Genomic DNA, 15770 nt, shown 5'->3' with positions numbered 1-15770 from the left:
GGGTTTTTCAGATCATTTCCGGTAATGACGAAAGAATCTTGTCCAGCGTAATCGGATACTCACGCACCCGGGCACCGGTGGCGTTGTAGATCGCATTCGCCACCGCCGCGCTCACACCGCAAATCCCCAATTCACCGACACCTTTGGCCTTCATCGGCGATGAAACCGGATCGGTTTCTTCAAGGAAAATGACCTCCTGATGCGGGATGTCGGCATGCACCGGCACTTCATATCCGGCCAGATCATGGTTGACGAAAAAACCCAGTCGCGTGTCCACCGCCAACGCTTCCATCAACGCTGCGCCCACGCCCATGGTCATCGCGCCGATGACCTGACTGCGCGCTGCTTTCGGGTTGAGAATCCGTCCGGCCGAACACACCGCCAGCATGCGCCGAACACGCACCTCTCCCGTAGCGGCATCCACCGCGACCTCAACGAAGTGCGCTCCAAACGTCGACTGCTGATATTGCTCGGCGAGGTCAGCAAACTCGATGCTGTCTTCAGCCTGCAGCGCACCATCCTGTGCGGCGTTGCGCAGCGCAACCTGCTGGTCGCCGACGCGCACCAGACCGTCGCTAAACTCAGCCTTGTCGGCAGCCATGCCCAACTTGCCTGCCACTGCTTCGCGCAGTTTCATGCACGCGGCATACACCCCGGCCGTCGAGCAGTTGGCACCGAACTGGCCGCCTGATCCGGCAGACACCGGGTAACTCGAGTCGCCCAGCCGTACGGTCACGTCCTGGAGTCCAACGCCCATCATTTCAGCGGCGGTCTGGGCAATGATCGTGTAACTGCCGGTGCCGATGTCGGTCATGTCGGTTTCCACCGTGACCTTGCCGTCGCGCTCCAGTCGCACCCGCGCGCCGGATTTCAACAGCAGGTTGTTGCGGATGGCCGCAGCGACGCCCATGCCGATCAGCCAGCGGCCCTCGCGGCGCGTGCCGGGTTGCGCATTGCGCTTGTCCCAGCCGAATTTTTCGGCACCGGTTTGCAGGCACTCAATCAAATGACGTTGCGAGAAGGGCCGCTCGGTGTTCACCGGGTCGACTTGCGTGTCGTTAAGGATGCGGAACTGAACCGGGTCGAGTTTGAGCTGCTCAGCCATTTCGTCCATGGCGATTTCCAGCGCCATCAGGCCCGGGGTTTCGCCGGGGGCGCGCATGGAGTTGCCTTCGGGCAGGTCCAGCGGCGCCACGCGCATGGTGACCAGACGGTTTTCGGCGGCGTAGAGTAATTGGCTCGGTTGCGCCGCGACTTCCACCTTGCCGTCCTCCAGATTGCCAGACCAGCCTTCGTGGGCGATGGCCGTGAGCTTGCCATCCGCTGTCGCGCCCATGCGAATGCGCTGGAGGGTGGCGGGGCGGTGGGTGGTGTTGTTGGCGATCTGCGGGCGGGCGATGGAGAATTTCACCGGGCGGTTGGCCATGCGCGCACCGAGGGCCGCGAGGATCGCGTCGGCGCGGATGAACAGTTTGCCGCCGAAGCCACCGCCAATGTATGGCGAGATCAAACGGACGTTCTCCTTCGGCAGACCGAGGGTTTGGGCAACGTCGCCGACGCTCCAGGCGATCATCTGGTTGGAGGTCCACAGGGTCAGTTGATCGCCTTTCCAGGCGGCCAGTGTCGCGTGGGGTTCCATCATCGCGTGGGACTGATCGGGGGTGGTGTAGGTCTGATCGAACTGCACCGGCGCGGCAGCGAAAGCCTTGGCGAAATCGCCGTGGGTGACGTCCGGCAATTCGTCCTTCGCTTCGACACCCTGGTCGCGCACGCTGGCCAGATCGAACTCGCCTTTGGTCGCGACGTAATCGACTTTGACCAATTGCGCGGCGGCCCGTGCCTGTTCAAAGGTTTCGGCCACCACCAGCGCCACGGCCTGGTGATAGTGCTGAACCTGAGGCCCGGCCAGCAAGTGCGCCGAGTTGAATTTGCCTTTGCCGAGTTTGCCGGCGTTGGCCGCGGTGACGATCGCCAAAACCCCTGGCGCTGCGTTCGCCTCCTCCAGATCAATGTGGCTGATTCGGCCCTTGGCGATGGCCGCACCGACCATAAATCCATAAGCCTGATTGGCCACCGCTTCATGTTGCTCGTAGGCGTAAGGCGCCTGGCCGCAGGTTTTCAGTTTGCCTTCGATACGGTCGGTGGGTTTGCCGATGACCTTCAGTTGGTCGATCGGGTTGGTGGTGGCGGGCGTGTCGAATTTCATGCTTGCTCCCTCGCTTGCGCCAACACCGAGCCGAGTGTGCGCTCGACCAGGGTCAGTTTGAACTGGTTGTCGTGGGTCGGCGTGGCGCCGTCTAGCAGGCGCGCGCTGACGGCTTTTGCGCCCTGGGGCAGCAGGGCTTCAGCCGCTTCCACCCGCCACGGTTTTGGCGCGATACCGCCAACGGCAACGCGGCCGCTACCGTCCTTTTGCAGAATCAAACCGACGGACACCAGGGCAAACGCGTAGGACGAACGATCACGCACCTTGTGATAAATGTGGGTGCCGCCCACCGGCGCCGGCAAAGTCACTGCGGTGATGAACTCGCCAGCGGTCAGGCTGGTTTCGATGTGCGGCGTGTGCCCCGGCAACTGATGAAAGTCCGCCATGGCGATGCGACGGGTGCTGCCATCGGGCTTGACCGTTTCAATCTGTGCGTCGAGGGCGCGCATCGCAATCGCCATGTCGCTTGGGTGGGTGGCGATGCAGGCATCGCTGACGCCGATAATGCCCAGTTGCCGACTGACCCCGCCAATCGCCGCGCATCCGCTGCCGGGGTTGCGTTTGTTACAGGCTTGATTCGTGTCGTAGAAGTAGGGGCAGCGGGTGCGTTGCAGCAGGTTGCCCGCCGTGGTCGCCATGTTGCGCAACTGCCCGGAGGCTCCGGCAAGCAAGGCACGGGAGAGCAGGGCGTAGTCCTTTCGCACGCGCGCGTCGGCGGCCAGATCGGTATTGCGGACCATGGCGCCGATACGCAAACCGCCCTCGGGCGTGGCTTCGATCTGATCCAGCCCCAGGTGATTGATATCAATCAGGTGCAGCGGAGTTTCGATGTCGAGTTTCATCAAATCCAGCAGGTTGGTGCCGCCAGCGATGAACTTTGCGCCTTCGACTTGCGCGGCTTGCGCTGCGGCTGTGGCGGGGGAGTCGGCGCGGCTGTAATTGAACGCTCTCATGCCGGCACCTCTGCGACTTCAGTGATGGCTTCGATGATGTTCGAGTAGGCGCCGCAGCGGCAGATGTTGCCGCTCATGCGTTCCTGAAATTCAGCGGCGATCATTTGCGGTGGTTCGGTCAGGCTGGCGCTGACGTGGCTGGGAATGCCGTCGCGGATCTCCTTGAGCACCGCCACCGCCGAACAGATCTGCCCCGGTGTGCAATAACCGCACTGATAGCCGTCGTGCTTGATGAACGCGGCTTGCATCGGATGCAGGTTGTCCGGCATGCCGAGGCCTTCGATGGTGGTGATCTCGCTGCCTTCTTGCATGACCGCCAGGGTCAGGCAGGCGTTGATTCGCCGGCCATCGGCGATCACCGTGCAGGCGCCGCACTGGCCGTGGTCGCAGCCTTTTTTGCTGCCGGTCATCTGCAGGTTTTCGCGCAAGGCATCGAGCAGGGTGGTGCGATTGTCGACCTCAAGGGTCTGAGGTTTGCCATTGACGTTTAAGGTGATTTTGCTCATGGCCGATTGCTCCAGGTTGGCCGCATAGGCCTTGAGGCTGATAAAGGGGGGCATCGCAAACGCCGTCGCGGTCACGGCGCCGAGGATCAGAAATTTACGTCGGGAAATCGGCATGGTTCGATTCCTTTACTCTCATCAGGGCAGCAGGGTCACAAAAGGCCCAGAGGGGCGCGCCGGCATGTTTGCCAGTCTCGTTTGAGGAATGACCGCTGGAGAGAGGAAAAGGTTTTTGCGGATTTGCGCTATAGAGTTATGCGCATGGCTCATGAATCTTCAGATTTATTGTGGGAACGGGCATGCTGGCGAAGGGGCGTTTCAATCAACGAGAGGTTGAATGATCCACCGCTTTCGCGAGCACGCCCGCTCCCACAGGGGTTGCCTTCAGCCGTTATAAAAAATGAGCGCTCGCCTGGACGCGGGATCGCGCAGGCGTCGAGGCCTCGAGATCCAGCAAATGGGTGGCGAGAATGTCGCTCAGAAAGCGGAACTGATCGTTGATGCCGACCACTTCATTGCTGAAATGATGGGTCGCGGCGGGCATCAGCAAATCGTCGAAATCGTCGTTGAACACCAACGCCTGCGCCTTGCGTTGCACGACGTGTTGTTCGTAGTAGTTGCTGCCGAACACCGGGAAACTTACAGAGAGCGTGATGGTGTGAATCATGATGTGAACGCCTCGTTGTGGTTCGGATGGCGCAATCGTGCCTTTGATGTGCGGCGGGCGGAACGCAATCGTCGCGATGTTGGATATCGACGGTATTGATGGTTGGCGCAGACCCCTTGTGGGAGCTGTATTTGACCCAATACCAGACAAACGGCCTGTCTCCCGCACCTATACTCAAATTTGCCGCTCCTTACTCTGGGAGACCAAAACCGTGACACCGCGCGCGCTGCTCGTTGCCGCCCTGTTTCTGCTGGCCGGCTGCGCCTCTCCGGCGCGGGCCCCTGTAACGGTGCCGGCGGTGGTGGTTTCACCCGCCACCTGGCAGCAAATCGACCGCGAAATCGTCAACGCCTCGCAACAGTCCACCGAGCAGGTCAAGCTGTTCGCCCGTGGCTCGATGGAACATTGGCGCACTCGCGTCTATCAGCAAACTGAAGAAAATTTCATCCCGTGGTTCAGCAGTTACTGGACCCAGGAATGGCTGTCGATGAAGGTCAGTTGGTACACGATCAGCGCGGGTGGTGAGGAGGACGCGTCGGCCAAGCGTCTGGCGGCGTATCTGCTTGAGCAATATCAGGAAAAGGTGTTGGCGCCGGTGGCCGTGGAGATCGATCCGGACGCGATTCTTGGCCAGGCCACGGCGTTCTATGCGCAACTGATGGCCCGGCAGATGCCGCTCATCGCTCAGCGGCATGGCGTGCCGATGGCTCAGCTCAATGGACATTTGCAGAGGATTGCGGCGATCGCCCTCGGCCCGCCGCCGGCGCGGGATGCGTCGCTGTATCAGGTCATCAGCAGCGAACCGTTGAACACGCTGCCGGCCTACGCGGCGCTGATCGACAAAATCCACACCGACGGTGGTTCGAAAGGCATTGCCTCGACCGACGCCGGTATGGCCCCGGTGGCCAAACGCGCCAGCCAGCGGATGGAGGCGCAAATGGCCCCGCGCGGCGCCGCCAGCGCAGTGGCCGCTGCGGCCGGCAAGCTGGCCGGGGCGATGATTTCGGTGGGCGTGGCGGGTATTCGCGCAATCATCCAGGCCAACGACCGCCCCGACAGTGAGGCGCTGATCCGCAGCAGTCTGGGTAACACCTTCGACAAGGCCTGGTTGAAGCTGGTGCAAAACCCGACCACCGGTGTCATGGCCGGCACGCTGCACATGGCCGGGCAGATCGAGCGCAATCTGGGCGCAGGTGAAGAGCCGTTGGTCGGGTTTGGGGCGAACCGTGTCGAATGGCAGCCGCCACCATCGACCAATCAGCAGATCGAACCCAACCTGCAAGGAGAATGACCATGGCCTACATCGATATCTTTGTCGCACCCGTGCCGACCGCCAATCGCGAGCAATACAAAAAACACTGTGTCATCGCAGCGAAACTGTTCAAGGAGTACGGCGCCCTGAGCGTCGTCGAATGCTGGGGTGAAGACGTGCCGGACGGCAAGATCACGTCGTTCCCGATGGCGGTGAAACTCAAGGAAGATGAAACCGTGGCCTCCGGCTGGCTGATCTGGCCGGACAAGGCCACCCGCGATGCGGGCATGGCGAAAATGATGGACGACCCGCGCATGCAACCGGACGTCAACCCGATGCCGTTCGACGGGCAGCGAATGATCTTCGCCGGGTTCAAATACCTCATCGAACCTTGAAACTCACGCAAGTCCCTTTGTGGGAGCGGGCTTGCTCGCGAACGCGGTATGTCATTCAAAAATAATGTTTCCTGACACACCACTTTCGCGAGCAAGCCCGCTCCCACAGGTGTGTATTTCACTCTGCCGATGGAGTAATCCGACAGCCTTTGCGATGACGAATCTGCTCATCCGTTGGCCGCTCTCGGACAAACTCGAAGCGCGGCTCACCTTCGCTGTAATGCACCAGCCAGCCCCATTCGAGCTCGGCTTCGTCCTGCCCGGGACTCGGTGGCCTGGCCCACCACGGCTCTTTGCTGAGGATCTCGCGCATGGCGGCCTCCGGTTGATGGCAATCCTTGAACTATAGACTTGTGTGGCGAGTCGTCAGAAAGGGGCAGGTAGAATCGGCAATCACAACCCTATAAGGAGCCAGGCCATGACGGATGAAAAACACGGGGATCTGCCGTCCAAGCGGCTGTTCTTTGCCCTGGACTGTCCACTGGCGCAGCGCAAGGCGATTGCCCAGTGGCGTGGGGAGTTGGGCTTGAGGGCCGGCAAACCCGTGCCCGCCGACAATTTTCACCTGACGTTATTGTTTCTCGGTGCCGTGCCATTGGCGCAGATCGGCGAAGTCTGCGAAGCCGCCAGTAAGGTACGCACGCCGGGAGAGGCTGTGCGGATTTCGCTGGATCGCTTGCAGGTCTGGCATCGCGCCGGGGTGCTGTCGTTGGCGCCCGAGCAGGCACCGCAGGCGTTATTGCGCTTGGTCTATGCGCTTGAGCAGGCCATGTTGCCGTTTGGTTTTGAGGCGCCGTCACACGCGTTTCGCCCGCATCTGACGCTGGCCCGTGATTACCGTGCGCCCGAGCCGGAAGCCGCCACACCGCCGGAGTTCTGCCTGCGTGCCGAGCGCTTTGCCCTGTTTGAATCGCACAAGGGGCGCTACCGCGTTTTGCAGGATTGGCCGCTGACCTGAGCGACAAAAAAAGGCGCCCGAGGGCGCCTGAAATTCACCTGAGCCGAGGGAGCCAGGTGAGGCCGTTCATGTGGGGGCAGCGGTGGTAAGGCGCTGCGTGAACGGGAAATCATAAATCTTCAAACCGCCACCTATCCCCTGTGGGAATGGGCTTGCTCACGAAGGCGTCAGGTCAGCCAATTCACAGGTGCCTGAGACTACGCTTTCGCGAGCAAGCCCGCTCCCACAGGGGGGGGCGGTTACTGGCCGAGTTTCACCCGCGTCCAGCCGCGGGTCATGATCCGTTGGGTGGCAATCGGCTGATCCGGCACCGCATACAACGTCGCCATCACCGCTTGCGACGGGTACGAGCCCGGATCGTTGCGGATCGCTTCATCCACCAGTGGCGTCGCCGCCGAGTTTGCGTTGCTGTAGCCGATGTTGTTGGTGACTTCGGCGATGATGTCAGCACGCATCAGGAAATTCATGAACAGGTACGCGTTGTCGACGTTCGCCGCATCACGCGGGATCGCGACCATGTCGTAGAAGCTGCCGGCGCCTTCCTTGGGGATGCTGTAGTCGATCTTCACGTTGTTGCCCGATTCCGCCGCCCGGGCCTTGGCCTGCAGCACGTCACCGGAATAACCGACGGCCACGCAGATGTTGCCGTTGGCCAAATCGGAGATGTACTTCGAAGAGTGGAAGTACGCCACGTACGGGCGGATCTTCATGAACAGCACTTCGGCTTCGAGGATGTGCGACTTGTCCTTGTCGTTCACCGGATAGCCCAGGTAGTGCAGGGCGGCCGGGAGCATTTCGGTCGGCGAGTCGAGGAAGCTGATGCCACACGCCTTGAGCTTCTCGGCGTTTTGGGGCTTGAACAGCAAGTCCCAGGAATCGGTCGGGGCGTTGGCGCCGAGCACTTCCTTGACCTTGGCCGGATTGAACCCGATACCGATCGAGCCCCACATGTACGGGAACGCGTGAGCGTTGTCCGGATCACTGGCGGAGGCGTTTTTCAGCAGCACCGGGTTGAGATTTTTCCAGTTCGGCAGCTTCGATTTGTCCAGCGTTTGATACACGCCGGCCTTGATCTGCTTGGCCAGGAAACTGTTGGACGGCACGACGATGTCGTAACCGGATTTGCCCGCCAGCAAACGCGCCTCAAGGGTTTCGTTGCTGTCGAAGACGTCGTAGGTCACGCGGATGCCGGTCTCGTCTTCAAACTTCTTGACGGTGTCCGGCGCGATGTAATCGGACCAGTTGTAAACACGCAGCACCTTGTCGTTGGCCTGGGCGCCCATGGCCATTGCGCCCATTAAGGACAGTGTCAGCAGAGTCCTGCCAAACATTTTCATCGGTACAACTCCATTGTTCTTGTTCAAAAACTCAACGCGGTAAATCTGTGGCGAGGGGGCAAGCCCCGTCGCCACAACATCCGTTATCAAGCGCTGGCAGCGGTGCGTTGCGGTTGTTGCCACGACTCATTGGCGGTCTGATCCATCGCTTCCTGAATCGCACGTTTGCGGTTGGCTTCTGCCTTGCGGCCGAAATACCAGACCAGGAAGGTCACGATCGACACCGCCAGCAGAATCAGGCTGGCCACGGCGTTGATCTCAGGCTTCACGCCCAGACGCACCGCCGAGAACACTTCCATCGGCAGGGTGGTAGAACCCGGACCCGACACGAAGCTTGCCAACACCAGGTCATCCAGCGACAAGGCAAACGACATCATCCCGCCCGCCGCCAGCGACGGCGCAATCATCGGAATGGTGATCAGGAAAAACACCTTGAAGGGTTTTGCCCCCAGATCCATTGCCGCTTCTTCAATCGACAGATCCAGTTCACGCAATCGGGCGGAAACGACCACCGCCACATAGGCTGCACAAAACGTGGTGTGGGCGATCCAGATGGTGACGATGCCACGTTCCTGCGGCCAACCGATCAACTGCGCCATCGCCACGAACAGCAGCAACAACGACAGACCGGTAATCACTTCGGGCATCACCAACGGCGCGGTGACCAAACCACCAAACAGTGTGCGCCCCTTGAAGCGTGTGACCCGCGTCAGCACAAACGCAGCCAGGGTGCCGAGGGCAACAGCGGCAATCGCGGTGTAGCAGGCGATTTCCAGCGAGCGCAGCACCGAGCCCATCAGTTGCGTGTTGTCGAGCAGGCCGACGTACCACTTCACCGACCAACCGCCCCACACCGTCACCAGTTTCGAGGCGTTGAACGAATAGATCACCAGAATCAGCATCGGCAGATAGATGAACATCAGGCCGAAGATCAGCATGAACTTTGCAAAACCGAAGCGTTTCATCCCCGTGCCTCCATCTCTTTGGCCTGGCTGCGGTTGAACAGCAGAATCGGCACAATCAGGATCAACAGCATCACCACTGCCAGGGCGGACGCCACCGGCCAGTCGCGGTTGTTGAAGAACTCTTGCCACAACACGCGGCCGATCATCAGCGTCTCCGGGCCACCGAGCAGTTCTGGAATCACGAACTCACCGACCACCGGAATGAACACCAGCATGCAACCGGCGATGATGCCGTTCTTGGCCAGCGGCACGGTGATTTTCCAGAAGTTATTGAAGTTGCTCGAGCCCAGGTCTGACGCGGCTTCCAGCAGGCTGCCGTCGTGTTTGACGAGGTTGGCGTACAACGGCAACACCATGAACGGCAGATAGGCGTAAACCACACCGATATACACGGCCGTGTTGGTGTTGAGGATTTCGATCGGGTGATCGGTGAGCCCCGTCCACATCAGAAACGCGTTGAGCAAACCGTTGTTGCTGAGAATGCCCATCCACGCATACACGCGGATCAGGATCGCCGTCCAGGTCGGCATCATGATCAGCAGCAGCAAGACGTTTTGCGCTTCCTTGCTCGCCTTGGTGATCGCGTAAGCCATCGGGAAGCCGATCCCCAGGCACATCAGCGTGCTCAGTGCCGCGACCTTCAGCGAGCCGAGGTAGGCCGACAGATAAAGGTCGTCTTCACCCAACAGGGTGTAGTTGCCGATGTTCAGCAACAGTTGGAATTTCTGCTCGGCGTAGGTGTAGATCTCCGAGTAGGGCGGAATGGCCAGGGCTGCTTCCGAGAAGCTGATCTTCATCACCAGAAAGAACGGCAGCATGAAGAACAGGAACAGCCAGATGAACGGAATGCCGATCACCAGTTTTCGCCCGCTGGGCACCAGGCGCAGGAATTGCTGATTGAAGGTTTTCATGAGCGCAGTACCACGCCGCTGTCGTCTTCCCACCAGACGTAGACCTTGTCGTCCCAGGTCGGCCGCGCGCCACGACGTTCGGCGTTGGCCATGAACGACTGAACGATCTTGCCGCCGGGCAATTCGACGTAGAACACCGAGTGGCCGCCGAGGTAGGCGATGTCATGCACTTTGCCTTCAGACCAGTTGTAGCGGAACTCCGGTTGGGTGGTGCTGACGAGCATTTTTTCCGGACGGATCGCGTAGGTGATCGACTTGTCCTGTACGGAGGTGCTGACGCCGTGGCCGACGTAGATCTTCTGCTGCAAGTCCGAGCTGTGAATGATCGCGTGACCTTCCAGGTCTTCCACCACGGTGCCGTCGAAAGCGTTCACGTTGCCGATGAATTCGCACACCATGCGGCTGACCGGGGCTTCATAGATGTCGATCGGGCTACCAATCTGCGCGATCCAGCCCAGGTGCATGATCGCGATGCGTTCGGCCATGGTCATGGCTTCTTCCTGGTCGTGCGTCACCATCACGCACGTTACGCCGACGCGTTCGATGATTTGCACCAGTTCCAGCTGCATCTGCGAACGCAGCTTCTTATCCAGTGCGCCCATCGGTTCGTCGAGCAGCAACAGCTTCGGACGTTTGGCCAGCGAGCGGGCGAGGGCGACGCGCTGACGCTGGCCGCCGGACAACTGATGGGGTTTGCGCTTGGCGTATTGGGTCATGTGCACCAGGCGCAGCATCTCTTCGACGCGGGCGTCGATTTCGCTGGTGGGCAAACGGTCCTGCTTGAGGCCGAAGGCAATGTTCTGCGCCACGGTCATGTGCGGAAACAGCGCGTAGGACTGGAACATCATGTTGATCGGCCGCTCGTAGGGCGGCATGTCGGTGATGTCCACGCCGTCGAGCAAGATTCGCCCTTCAGTCGGGCGCTCGAAACCGGCCAGCATGCGCAGCAGGGTCGATTTGCCCGAACCGGAGCCACCGAGCAGGGCGAAAATTTCGCCCTGATGGATCTCCAGTGACACATCGTCCACGGCGGTGGTTTCGTCGAACTTCTTGGTCACGCGATCGACTTTCACCAGAACCTTTTTCGGTTGCTGATGACCTTCAAGAGCCTTCCTGTAAGTGCTGGAGGCGTTTGCCATGTGAAACTCCCAACAGGTTTCGTTCGCCGGGCCAATGTGGCCTGGCTTAAAAGTGGATTGCAGAGCGGTCAGCGCATTGCCTGTCGGATCACATCCCCCTGTGGGAGCGGGCTTGCTCGCGAATACGTCGTGTCAATCGACATCGTTGTTGCCTGACACACCGCTTTGGCGAGCAAGCCCGCTCCCACAGGGTTTTGCGTTGTCCTGACGGGCACTGCTCTTACCGATCCGGCTTGGTCGGCGCCGCCGTCCTGGCTGCCTGGGTCGTACTTGTTGTTATTACGGTTTGTCGTTTTCACGGATGACGGATGCACAAACGCGCAGCCGCCGACCCGTGGGGGCAGTAAACAGTGATGAAATCCCGGGTTGGGTCAGCGTTGGTTGCGTCGCGTCGCCCGTTGCCGGCAAGCCTGGCCGAACGCCTGGAAAATCCTCAGGTAGTTCGGGTTATCGAGTACCTGCCATTCCGGGTGCCATTGCACACCGAGGGCAAAGGTCGGGCTGTGCTCCACCGAGATCGCCTCGATCAGGCCATCCGGCGCCACCGCTTCGGCGCGCAGGCCGGGAGCGAGGCGGTCGATGCCCTGACTGTGAATCGAGTTGACCTGGAACTCGTCCGGCAACCCCAGCGCTTCGAACACGCCGCCACCAAGCACGGTGACGGCATGGGCCGGTGCGTATTGCACGGCCACATCCGGGCTGTCGGCTTCGCGGTGATCGAGCATGCCCGGCAACTCATGCACCTTCTGATGCAGGCTGCCGCCGAACGCGACGTTCATTTCCTGGAAACCACGGCAAATGCCCAGCACTGGAACGCCCGCCGCAATGGCGGCACGCAATAAAGGGAGGGTGGTGGCGTCTCGCGCCGGATCGTGATCCGTGCCGGGGACGCTGGCCGGGCCTTGATAGTGGAAAGGTTCCACATTGGAGGGCGAGCCGGTCAGCAACAGACCGTCGAGTTGACCGAGCAGGTCATCGATTTCAGTCAGGTTGCCAAGGGAAGGAATGACCACCGGCAGCCCCAGCGCCGCAACGCTGACAGCGCGAACGTACTTGTCGCCGCTGATGTGATAGGGGTGCAGGCCAATCTGTTTGACGCACGCAGTAACGCCGATCAATGGCTTGAATGCCATTTTTATTCACCTCGAAGTTTGACACTTGAACGAGCTTTTCCGGAGCTTAGCCTCGTTGATTTTAATTAACAACTGCCATGTAAAAAATTCTAAACGCCGTTCATCCATCTTTCACGGTTTCCGGGTGTCTGGCGCTTGTGTTGGCATGAAAGTGTTAAAAAAAGCCCTAAAAATAAAGGCTGGGCGGTCAGGTGTTCGCTATTGACTTCACTTTGTCTTTCGGATTGACTGGCTCGGCGAAACAGCAGTGAACATAATAATTAACAGCTAAATAGGTGCATCATGTCGGTCCCTCTGCGTGCCGTTCAACTCAACGAAGCAAACGCATTCCTTAAGAAACATCCTGAGGTTTTGTACGTCGACCTTCTGATTGCGGATATGAACGGTGTGGTGCGCGGCAAGCGCATCGAACGCACCAGTCTTCATAAGGTTTACGAGAAAGGCATCAACCTGCCGGCCTCGCTTTTCGCCCTCGACATCAATGGCTCCACGGTCGAAAGCACTGGCCTGGGGCTGGACATCGGCGACGCTGACCGCATCTGCTACCCGATCCCTGGCACCCTGAGCATCGAGCCGTGGCAGAAGCGCCCCACCGCACAATTGTTGATGACCATGCACGAGATCGAAGGCCAGCCGTTTTTCGCTGACCCGCGTGAAGTGTTGGCCAACGTGGTGCGCAAGTTCGATGAAATGGGCCTGACCCTTTGCGCGGCGTTCGAACTGGAGTTCTATCTGATCGACCAGGACAACGTGAACGGCCGTCCGCAGTCGCCACGTTCGCCGGTGTCCGGCAAGCGTCCGGTGTCGACTCAGGTCTACCTGATCGACGACCTCGACGAGTACGTCGACTGCCTGCAAGACATCCTCGAAGGCGCGAAAGAGCAGGGCATCCCCGCTGACGCCATCGTCAAGGAGAGCGCCCCGGCGCAGTTCGAAGTCAACCTGCATCACGTTTGCGACCCGATCAAGGCGTGCGACTACGCCGTCCTGCTCAAGCGTCTGGTGAAAAACATCGCCTACGACCACGAGATGGACACCACCTTCATGGCCAAGCCGTATCCGGGCCAGGCGGGCAACGGTCTGCACGTACACATTTCGATTCTGGACAAAGAAGGCAACAACATTTTCGCCAGCGAGGATCCCGAGCAGAACGCCGCGCTGCGACACGCAATCGGCGGTGTGCTGGAGACCCTGCCTGCGCAAATGGCGTTCCTCTGCCCGAACGTCAACTCGTACCGCCGCTTCGGCGCACAGTTCTACGTGCCGAACTCGCCGAGCTGGGGCATCGACAACCGCACCGTGGCGGTCCGTGTGCCGACCGGTTCGGCCGACGCCGTGCGCATCGAACACCGCGTGGCCGGTGCCGACGCCAACCCGTACCTGCTGATGGCGTCGGTGCTGGCCGGTATCCACCACGGCCTGACCAACCAGATCGAACCGGGTGCGCCGGTGGAAGGCAACAGCTACGAGCAGAACGAGCAGAGCCTGCCGAACAACCTGCGCGACGCACTGCGCGAGCTGGACGACAGCGAAGTCATGGCCCGCTACATCGACCCGCTGTACATCGACGTGTTCGTCGCGTGCAAGGAAAGCGAGCTGGCCGAATTCGAAAACTCGATCTCTGACCTTGAGTACAACTGGTACCTGCATACGGTCTGATTTGCAGACCAACACCGACCCAATGTGGGAGCTGGATTGCTCGCGAATGCGGTGTGTCATTCAAAATCATTTTGTCTGGCATGGTGCTTTCGCGAGCAAGCCCGCTCCCACAGGGGATACGGTTACCAGGTTTTGATGAGTGGGCGATCGCCTGCCATCACCCCAATCCCCCCTTGTCGAGCCACAACAATGACTACAACCCGCAACGACTGGGAACAACGCTTCCAGTCCCTGACCCTCGAATCCCGCGCGTTCATCAACGGCGAATACCGCCCGGCGATCAGCGGCGACACCTTTGAATGCCTGAGCCCCGTCGACGGCCGTTTCCTCGCCTGCGTGGCCAGTACCGACGAAGCCGACGCCAACCTCGCTGTTGAAGTCGCTCGCCAGTCTTTCGAATCCGGCGTGTGGGCGAAAAAAGCCCCGGCCGAGCGCAAGCGCATCCTGATCCGCTTCGCCGATCTGATCCTGCAACACCAGGAAGAACTGGCGCTGCTTGAAACCCTGGACATGGGCAAACCGATCAGCGACTCCATGAGCATCGACATCCCGGCGACCGCCAACGCGATCCGCTGGAGCGCCGAAGCCATCGACAAAATCTACGACGAAGTCGCCGCCACGCCGCACGACCAACTCGGTCTGGTGACCCGCGAACCTTCGGGCGTGGTTGCCGCCATCGTGCCTTGGAACTTCCCGCTGATCATGGCCAGCTGGAAGTTCGCTCCAGCACTGGCCGCCGGTAATTCGTTCATTCTCAAGCCTTCGGAAAAGTCGCCACTGACCGCCATCCGCATCGCGCAACTGGCGCTGGATGCCGGCATTCCAAAAGGCGTGTTCAACGTCCTGCCGGGCTTTGGTCACACCGTCGGCAAAGCGCTGGCGTTGCACATGGACGTCGACGTGCTGGCCTTTACTGGCTCCACGGCGATTGCCAAGCAACTGATGATTTATGCCGGCCAAAGCAACATGAAACGCGTTTGGCTCGAGGCCGGGGGCAAGAGCCCGAACGTGGTGTTTGCTGACGCCCCGGACTTGCGCGCAGCAGCCCAGGCCGCCGCCGGCGCCATCGCCTTCAACCAGGGCGAAGTGTGCACCGCCGGTTCGCGTCTGCTGGTCGAGCGTTCGATCCGCGAGCAATTCATCCCCCTGCTGGTGGAAGCGCTGCAAGCGTGGAAACCCGGTCACTCCCTCGACCCGGCCACCACCGTCGGCGCCGTGGTTGATCAGCGTCAACTCGACAACGTGCTGCGCTACATCAGCATCGGTCGCGAGCAGGGCGCCGAACTGATCGCTGGCGGCCAACGCACCCTCGAAGAAACCGGTGGCCTCTACGTGCAACCGGCGCTTTTCGACGGCGTAACCAACGCCATGACCATCGCCCAGGAAGAGATTTTTGGCCCGGTGCTGTCGCTGATCACCTTCGACACTGTGGAAGAAGCACTGCACATCGCCAACGACAGTATCTTCGGCCTCGCCGCCGGGGTCTGGACCAGCAACCTGAGCAAGGCGCACACCTTCGCTCGCGGCCTGCGCGCCGGCAGTGTGTGGGTCAACCAGTACGACGGCGGCGACATGACCGCGCCGTTCGGTGGCTTTAAACAGTCGGGCAACGGTCGCGACAAGTCGCTGCATGCGTTCGACAAGTACACCGAGCTGAAAGCGACCTGGATCAAGCTCTAATTCTTTTACAGC

The 15770-nt window shown here is 60.4% G+C and carries 15 protein-coding genes; 5 read left to right on the top strand and 10 right to left on the bottom strand.

The features are described 5' to 3' along the window. Positions 1 to 7 precede the first annotated feature (7 nt). The 4 genes from paoC to AACY18_RS18465 form a co-directional block, all read right to left on the bottom strand. On the bottom strand, positions 8 to 2206 hold the full coding sequence (paoC, locus tag AACY18_RS18480) for an aldehyde oxidoreductase molybdenum-binding subunit PaoC (RefSeq protein ID WP_339465633.1): 2199 nt from the start codon (positions 2204 to 2206) through the stop codon (positions 8 to 10). After that, complete coding sequence (locus tag AACY18_RS18475) at positions 2203 to 3159, bottom strand: FAD binding domain-containing protein (RefSeq protein ID WP_339465632.1); 957 nt, start codon at positions 3157 to 3159, stop codon at positions 2203 to 2205. The genes paoC and AACY18_RS18475 overlap by 4 nt, the downstream gene beginning before the upstream one ends. Beyond that, complete coding sequence (gene paoA, locus AACY18_RS18470) at positions 3156 to 3779, bottom strand: aldehyde dehydrogenase iron-sulfur subunit PaoA (protein ID WP_339432737.1); 624 nt, start codon at positions 3777 to 3779, stop codon at positions 3156 to 3158. Before paoA ends, AACY18_RS18475 begins: the two co-directional genes overlap by 4 nt. 274 nt (positions 3780 to 4053) lie before the next feature. After that, on the bottom strand, positions 4054 to 4329 hold the full coding sequence (locus AACY18_RS18465) for a hypothetical protein (RefSeq protein WP_339432736.1): 276 nt from the start codon (positions 4327 to 4329) through the stop codon (positions 4054 to 4056). Between the two features lie 211 nt (positions 4330 to 4540). Here AACY18_RS18465 and AACY18_RS18460 point away from each other — a divergent pair, with 211 nt between their 5' ends. Next, on the top strand, positions 4541 to 5620 hold the full coding sequence (locus AACY18_RS18460) for a hypothetical protein (protein WP_339465630.1): 1080 nt from the start codon (positions 4541 to 4543) through the stop codon (positions 5618 to 5620). Positions 5621 to 5622: 2 nt separating this feature from the next. Next, positions 5623 to 5976, top strand: a complete 354-nt coding sequence (locus tag AACY18_RS18455) for a DUF1428 domain-containing protein (protein ID WP_339432734.1) — start codon at positions 5623 to 5625, stop codon at positions 5974 to 5976. Between the two features lie 118 nt (positions 5977 to 6094). Here AACY18_RS18455 and AACY18_RS18450 read toward each other — a convergent pair whose 3' ends face one another. Next, positions 6095 to 6289, bottom strand: a complete 195-nt coding sequence (locus AACY18_RS18450; protein ID WP_339432733.1) for a hypothetical protein — start codon at positions 6287 to 6289, stop codon at positions 6095 to 6097. A 105-nt stretch (positions 6290 to 6394) separates the two neighbouring features. Between AACY18_RS18450 and thpR the strand changes: the two genes are divergently transcribed. After that, a complete protein-coding gene (gene thpR, locus AACY18_RS18445; RefSeq protein WP_339432732.1) occupies positions 6395 to 6934 on the top strand; it encodes an RNA 2',3'-cyclic phosphodiesterase in 540 nt (179 codons plus the stop codon). Positions 6935 to 7173: 239 nt separating this feature from the next. On the opposite strand, the gene AACY18_RS18440 is transcribed toward thpR, so the two are convergent. The 5 genes from AACY18_RS18440 to AACY18_RS18420 form a co-directional block, all read right to left on the bottom strand. Continuing rightward, positions 7174 to 8271, bottom strand: a complete 1098-nt coding sequence (locus tag AACY18_RS18440; protein ID WP_339465629.1) for a polyamine ABC transporter substrate-binding protein — start codon at positions 8269 to 8271, stop codon at positions 7174 to 7176. Between the two features lie 86 nt (positions 8272 to 8357). Further along, positions 8358 to 9236, bottom strand: a complete 879-nt coding sequence (locus AACY18_RS18435; protein WP_339432730.1) for an ABC transporter permease subunit — start codon at positions 9234 to 9236, stop codon at positions 8358 to 8360. Continuing rightward, positions 9233 to 10114, bottom strand: a complete 882-nt coding sequence (locus tag AACY18_RS18430) for an ABC transporter permease subunit (protein WP_339432751.1) — start codon at positions 10112 to 10114, stop codon at positions 9233 to 9235. Before AACY18_RS18430 ends, AACY18_RS18435 begins: the two co-directional genes overlap by 4 nt. A 29-nt stretch (positions 10115 to 10143) precedes the next feature. After that, positions 10144 to 11286, bottom strand: coding sequence for an ABC transporter ATP-binding protein (locus tag AACY18_RS18425; protein WP_339465627.1), 1143 nt, complete (start codon positions 11284 to 11286; stop codon positions 10144 to 10146). Between the two features lie 371 nt (positions 11287 to 11657). Next, on the bottom strand, positions 11658 to 12419 hold the full coding sequence (locus AACY18_RS18420) for a gamma-glutamyl-gamma-aminobutyrate hydrolase family protein (RefSeq protein ID WP_339432728.1): 762 nt from the start codon (positions 12417 to 12419) through the stop codon (positions 11658 to 11660). A 282-nt stretch (positions 12420 to 12701) separates the two neighbouring features. Between AACY18_RS18420 and AACY18_RS18415 the strand changes: the two genes are divergently transcribed. Together AACY18_RS18415 and AACY18_RS18410 are read left to right on the top strand one after the other, a co-directional pair. Next, the gene (locus tag AACY18_RS18415) at positions 12702 to 14078 is read left to right on the top strand and encodes a glutamine synthetase family protein (RefSeq protein WP_339432727.1); all 1377 of its coding nucleotides are present in this window, start codon (positions 12702 to 12704) and stop codon (positions 14076 to 14078) included. Positions 14079 to 14267: 189 nt separating this feature from the next. Then, complete coding sequence (locus AACY18_RS18410; protein WP_339432726.1) at positions 14268 to 15758, top strand: aldehyde dehydrogenase; 1491 nt, start codon at positions 14268 to 14270, stop codon at positions 15756 to 15758. The last annotated feature ends 12 nt before the right edge of the window (positions 15759 to 15770 follow it).

Source organism: Pseudomonas sp. EA_65y_Pfl2_P74, assembly GCF_963970575.1.
GTDB lineage: Bacteria > Pseudomonadota > Gammaproteobacteria > Pseudomonadales > Pseudomonadaceae > Aquipseudomonas > Aquipseudomonas baetica_A.
This window is presented reverse-complemented; position numbering and strand designations above follow the sequence as displayed.

What these genes read in the sequence shown, in the direction of transcription:
- AACY18_RS18440 (WP_339465629.1), bottom strand. Translation starts at nt 8,271, where the DNA reads ATGAAAATGTTTGGCAGGACTCTGCTGACACTGTCCTTAATGGGCGCA.
- AACY18_RS18465 (WP_339432736.1), bottom strand. Translation starts at nt 4,329, where the DNA reads ATGATTCACACCATCACGCTCTCTGTAAGTTTCCCGGTGTTCGGCAGC.
- AACY18_RS18450 (WP_339432733.1), bottom strand. Translation starts at nt 6,289, where the DNA reads ATGCGCGAGATCCTCAGCAAAGAGCCGTGGTGGGCCAGGCCACCGAGT.
- thpR (WP_339432732.1), top strand. Translation starts at nt 6,395, where the DNA reads ATGACGGATGAAAAACACGGGGATCTGCCGTCCAAGCGGCTGTTCTTT.
- AACY18_RS18475 (WP_339465632.1), bottom strand. Translation starts at nt 3,159, where the DNA reads ATGAGAGCGTTCAATTACAGCCGCGCCGACTCCCCCGCCACAGCCGCA.
- AACY18_RS18415 (WP_339432727.1), top strand. Translation starts at nt 12,702, where the DNA reads ATGTCGGTCCCTCTGCGTGCCGTTCAACTCAACGAAGCAAACGCATTC.
- AACY18_RS18425 (WP_339465627.1), bottom strand. Translation starts at nt 11,286, where the DNA reads ATGGCAAACGCCTCCAGCACTTACAGGAAGGCTCTTGAAGGTCATCAG.
- AACY18_RS18455 (WP_339432734.1), top strand. Translation starts at nt 5,623, where the DNA reads ATGGCCTACATCGATATCTTTGTCGCACCCGTGCCGACCGCCAATCGC.
- AACY18_RS18420 (WP_339432728.1), bottom strand. Translation starts at nt 12,419, where the DNA reads ATGGCATTCAAGCCATTGATCGGCGTTACTGCGTGCGTCAAACAGATT.
- AACY18_RS18435 (WP_339432730.1), bottom strand. Translation starts at nt 9,236, where the DNA reads ATGAAACGCTTCGGTTTTGCAAAGTTCATGCTGATCTTCGGCCTGATG.
- paoC (WP_339465633.1), bottom strand. Translation starts at nt 2,206, where the DNA reads ATGAAATTCGACACGCCCGCCACCACCAACCCGATCGACCAACTGAAG.
- AACY18_RS18410 (WP_339432726.1), top strand. Translation starts at nt 14,268, where the DNA reads ATGACTACAACCCGCAACGACTGGGAACAACGCTTCCAGTCCCTGACC.
- paoA (WP_339432737.1), bottom strand. Translation starts at nt 3,779, where the DNA reads ATGCCGATTTCCCGACGTAAATTTCTGATCCTCGGCGCCGTGACCGCG.